The sequence below is a fragment of the Bradyrhizobium sp. 23 genome (assembly GCF_023073295.1).
Classification (GTDB): domain Bacteria; phylum Pseudomonadota; class Alphaproteobacteria; order Rhizobiales; family Xanthobacteraceae; genus Bradyrhizobium; species Bradyrhizobium canariense_D.
This window is the reverse complement of sequence record NZ_JADPJF010000151.1, coordinates 649,845-651,575: the sequence shown is the minus strand read 5'-3', so window position 1 is coordinate 651,575 and position 1,731 is coordinate 649,845. Positions and strand designations below refer to the sequence as shown.

Below are 1,731 nucleotides of genomic sequence, written 5' to 3'. Positions count from 1 at the left end.
ACTTGCTCTCTCGTGGCTCGACGTGGATGGCCGGGTCAAGCCCGGCCATGACGGGCGTTGAGAGCGTCGCCATCATCAATATCAATCCGTCATCGCCATGGCCCGCAGCGTCTGGCGTTCACGGGCCGAGAGCTTTTCCGTCTCCGACTTGAGCTGGCCGCAGGCGGCGAGGATGTCGCGGCCGCGCGGAGTGCGCACCGGCGAGGAATAGCCGGCGTTGAAGACGTATTCGGAGAATTTTTCGATCTGGTCCCAGTCCGAGCACTCATAGGCGGTGCCGGGCCAGGGGTTGAACGGGATCAGATTGATCTTGGCGTGAATGCCCTTGAGCATCTTCACCAGCAGCTTGGCATCGTCGAGCGAATCGTTGACGCCCTTGAGCATCACATATTCGAAGGTGATGCGGCGCGCGTTCGAGGCGCCGGGATAGTCGCGGCAGGCCTGCAGCAATTCCTTGATCGGATATTTGCGGTTGAGCGGCACCAGCTCGTTACGCAGCTCGTCGCGCACCGCATGCAGCGAGATCGCGAGCATCACTCCAATCTCCTCGCCCGCGCGCACGATATTCGGGACCACACCCGAGGTCGACAGCGTGATGCGGCGGCGGGAGATGCCGATGCCTTCGTTGTCGCCGACGATCAGCAGCGCGTCGCGCACCGCGTCGAAATTGTAGAGCGGCTCGCCCATGCCCATCATCACGATGTTGGTGACGCGGCGCGTACCGTCTTCGCGATCGGCCCAATCATTCAGACGATCGCGCGCCACCATCACCTGTCCGACGATCTCCCCGGCGGTGAGATTGCGCACCAGGCGCTGCGTGCCGGTGTGGCAGAACGAGCAGTTCAGCGTGCAGCCGACCTGGGAGGACACACACAACGTGCCGCGATCGGTTTCGGGGATGTAGACGCACTCGACTTCATGCGCCCGCTCGACATTGTCGCCGCTCGGCAGCCGCAGCAGCCATTTGCGGGTGCCGTCGTTGGAGATCTGCTCGGCCACGACTTCGGGCCGGTCGACGGTGAAATGTTGCGCGAGCTCGGCACGAATGCCCTTCGAGACCGACGTCATCTCTTCGAAATTCTGGGCGCCACGGAAATACATCCAGTGCCACAGCTGCTGCACGCGCATCTTGCGCTGCGCCGGTGCAACGCCGATCTCGCCGAGGCGATCGGCAAGCTCGGTGCGCGACAGGCCGATCAGCGAGGGCCTCGCCGGCGGCACATAGGTCTCGAGCGGAGTCTTCTCCACCAGTGTTGCGTTGTGCGGCTCGGTCGTCGGTTGCATGGAATGGCCTGATTTAGGTGGTCGTTCTGGGATGGTCCAAAGGACTAAACCCGGAACCTCGAGATTCCGAGTTCGATGCTACGCATCGCCCCGGAATGACGGGAGAAAATCTGGAACGCGCCCTATATAGCAACCGGAACGGCCGATTGCGACCTTATCGACCGCAGGCTTAACGCCTGCAATCCTGCGCGATCTTGTCGAGCGCCTGGGCAAGGCCCTTCAGCGAAAAGGTGTCGGTGGTCTCGGTCCCCTTGGACGACATGCCCTTGACCACGAGATCGGCGGATTTGCGCATGGCCTCGACCATCCGCTCTTCCTCGGCCGCGTTCTTGATCCAGAGACCGTCGCCCTGCGAGTACATGGCGAAAGCGGCGCCGCCCACCTCGACCGAGGATTCAGAGCCCGGCTTCAGCGCATAGCCGATCATGACCGAGACTTCGTTGTTGA

2 protein-coding genes are annotated in these 1,731 nt (G+C 62.5%); both read right to left on the bottom strand.

Features of this window, described 5'->3' with window-relative positions:
• Positions 1-81: 81 nt before the first annotated feature.
• Positions 82-1,284, bottom strand: a complete 1,203-nt coding sequence (gene rlmN, locus IVB32_RS40195) for a 23S rRNA (adenine(2503)-C(2))-methyltransferase RlmN (RefSeq protein ID WP_018459766.1) — start codon at positions 1,282-1,284, stop codon at positions 82-84.
• Positions 1,285-1,453: 169 nt separating this feature from the next.
• Positions 1,454-1,731: invasion associated locus B family protein (locus tag IVB32_RS40190; RefSeq protein WP_247413115.1), on the bottom strand; the 278-nt coding region annotated here is incomplete at its 5' end.